The organism is Rhizobacter sp. P1_G5, from assembly GCF_056405435.1.
In genome coordinates this window covers 1-2,903 of record NZ_JBFUCB010000711.1, presented here as the reverse complement: position 1 = coordinate 2,903, position 2,903 = coordinate 1, and the positions used below count along the sequence as shown (strand labels likewise).

The 2,903-nt window shown below is 70.2% G+C and carries 3 protein-coding genes; all 3 read left to right on the top strand.

What is annotated here, in order from left to right:
- On the top strand, positions 1-700 hold a 700-nt coding region (locus tag AC1D12_RS29855; protein WP_477844845.1), incomplete at its 5' end, for a DMT family transporter.
- Entirely contained in the window at positions 697-1,794 is a 1,098-nt protein-coding gene (locus AC1D12_RS29850; RefSeq protein ID WP_477844843.1) for an enoyl-CoA hydratase/isomerase family protein, read from the top strand. The genes AC1D12_RS29855 and AC1D12_RS29850, both read left to right, overlap by 4 nt.
- 67 nt (positions 1,795-1,861) lie before the next feature.
- On the top strand, positions 1,862-2,903 hold a 1,042-nt coding region (locus AC1D12_RS29845), incomplete at its 3' end, for a wax ester/triacylglycerol synthase domain-containing protein (protein ID WP_477844841.1).

Here is a 2,903-nt window from a genome sequence, read left to right as displayed (position 1 = left end):
CCGCGACACCTTCGCGCTGCTGCGCGCGGGCGGCCGGCCGCTGTGGATCTCGAGCCTGATGTGGAGCGTGATGTTCACCTGCTTCATGGTGGCGCTCACGCTGACCACGGTGGCCAACGTGCTGATCACGATGGCGCTCGCGCCGCTGATGACCGCGGTGCTGGCGCGCTTCACGCTCGGCCACCCGGTCGCGCGGCGCACCTGGGCCGCCATCGTGCTGGCCGGGCTGGGCATCGCCTACATGTACGGGCAGGGGGTCAGCTCGGAGCCGCAGCACGTGATCGGCTCGCTGGTCGCGCTGGGCGTGCCCGTCGCGAGCGCGATCAACTGGAACACGCTGCAGCGCAGCGGCACGACGGTCGACCTGGTGCCGGCCTTGCTGCTGGGCTCGCTGGTCTCGGCGATCGTCACGCTGCCCTTGTCGCTGYCGCTGCAGGCCTCGGTGCACGACGTGGCGCTGCTCGGCCTGCTGGGGCTGGTGCAGCTGGCGATCCCGTGCGTGCTGGCGGTGCGGCTGGCGCGGCATTTGCCGGCGCCTGAGATGTCGCTGCTGGCGCTGCTGGAGATCGTGTTCGGCATCGCGTGGGCGTGGCTGGGCACCAGCGAGCAGCCGTCGATGGCGGTGATCGTCGGCGGCAGCCTGGTGCTGGGCACCTTGTTCGTCAATGCATGGGTCGGGTTGCGGGAGGCGCGGGCATGAGCGGTTCTTCTTTGATCGTGGCGCAGGTGCAGGGCGGCATCGGCCTGCTGACGCTGAACCGGCCGCAGGCGCTGAACGCGCTGTCGCTGCCGATGATCCGCGAGATCACGCGCGCGCTGCTGGCCTGGCGCGACGACGCTGCCGTGCAGGCCGTGGTGGTGCGTGGCGCGACGCTGGAAGGCAAGGGCGTGGCCTTCTGCGCCGGCGGCGACATCCGCTTCTTCTACCAGGCGGCGCTGGCCGGCAACCCGGAGCTGGAAGATTTCTTCACCGAGGAATACGCGCTCAACCACCTGATCCACACCTATCCGAAGCCCTATATCGCGCTGATGGACGGCATCGTGATGGGCGGTGGCATGGGCATCTCGCAGGGCGCGTCGCTGCGCGTGGTGACCGAGCGCACGAAGATGGCRATGCCGGAGACGCACATCGGGTTGTTCCCCGACGTGGGTGGCGGCTGGTTCCTCGCGCGCTGCGCGGGGCGGCTCGGCGAGTACCTGGCGCTGACGGGGCAGATCCTCGGGGCGGGTGATGCGATCGCTTGCGGGCTGGCAGATGTGTGTGTTCCCAGCGACGCGCTGTCGTCTCTGGTCGAGGCACTGGTGGATCAGCCGCATGAGAACGCGGCGCAGCTTCACGCTGCGGTGCGTGCGCGGGCGGTGGCGCCAGCTGCGACGACTGTGCTCGATCGCACGTCGATCGATCGACACTTTGCTGCCGAGTCGTTGATCGGCATCGTCGAATCGCTGCGCAGCGACGGCAGCGGCTGGGCGCAAGCCACGCTCGCGACGCTGGCCAAGCGCTCGCCGCTGATGATGGCGGTGACGCTCGAGCAGGTGCGGCGTGCCCGCACGATGACGCTCGCCGACGACCTGCGCATGGAGCGCGACMTGGTGYRCCAMTGCTTCCACCTGCGYCCCGGCGCRGCCAGCGAGACGGTGGAGGGCATMCGYGCGCTGGCSGTYGACAAGGACCACARCCCGCGCTGGAACCCGGCGCAGATCGAGGGCGTGACACCGGCGATGGTGGCGGCGTTCTTCGAGAGCCCGTGGCCTGGGCATGCGCATCCGCTGCGCACGCTGATCGACGAGTAGGGCTTCCCCCGAGCGCCGGGGGGCAGACCGCGCCCTAGCATCAGCCTCACCCCCAAGGGAGAGGCCCATGAAGCAGCTGTCCGGTCTGGACGCGTCCTTCCTGTACATGGAGACGCCGGAGATGCCGATGCACGTCGGCGCGTTGCACCTGTTCGAGTTGCCGGCCAGCTACAAGGGCAGCTTTCTCGGCGACGTGCGGCGCCACATCGAGTCCCGCCTGCCGCTGGCGCCCGCGCTGAGCCGCAAGCTCGCGTGGATGCCGTTCAACCTCGCGAACCCGGTGTGGGTCGATGCGGCGCCCGACCTCACGCAGCACATCGTCGGCATCAAGCTGCCGAAGGGCAGCGGGCTGGCCGAACTCGACGAGCAGGTCAGCCAGCTGCACCCGGTGCTGCTCGACCGCGACCGCCCGCTGTGGAAATTCCATGTCTTCGAAGGCCTYGCGCCCGGGCCCGACAAGACCCGGCGCGTCGGCCTCTACACCCAGTTGCACCACGCCGCCGTCGACGGCCAGGCCGCGATCGCACTGGCCCAGGCCATCCTCGACGTGCAGGCCACGCCGCGCAGCATCGAGCACGAGACACGCGCCGCGAAGAAACTCGACATCGGCCTCGCCGACATGCTGAGCGGCGTGCTCGCGAACCAGTTGCAGCAGTACGGCAACCTGGTGAAGGCCCTGCCGTCGACGGTCGGCGCGCTCTCCCAGGTGGCCACGCAAGGCGTGCGCAGCGTCGCCGRCAGGGCGGTGGCCCAGGTGCGCGGCAGCGCCGGCGACGCATCGATCGGCCTCGCGCCACGCACGCGCCTCAACGCCTCGGTGAGCGACGGTCGCGCCTTCGCCGGCGTCAGCCTGCCGATCGCGCAGATCAAGGCGCTGCGCCGCGCGCATGCCGCGACGCTGAACGATGTCGTGCTGATGCTGTGCGGCGGCGCGCTGCGGCGGCACTTCTTGCAGCACGGCCCGCTGCCGCGCAAGTCGATGGTGGCGGCGGTGCCGGTATCCACCCGCGCGGCCGGCGACACGACCGCGAACAACCAGGCCTCGATGACGGTCGTCAACCTCGGCACCCACCTCGCCGACCCGATGGAGCGACTGCTGTACGTCAAGG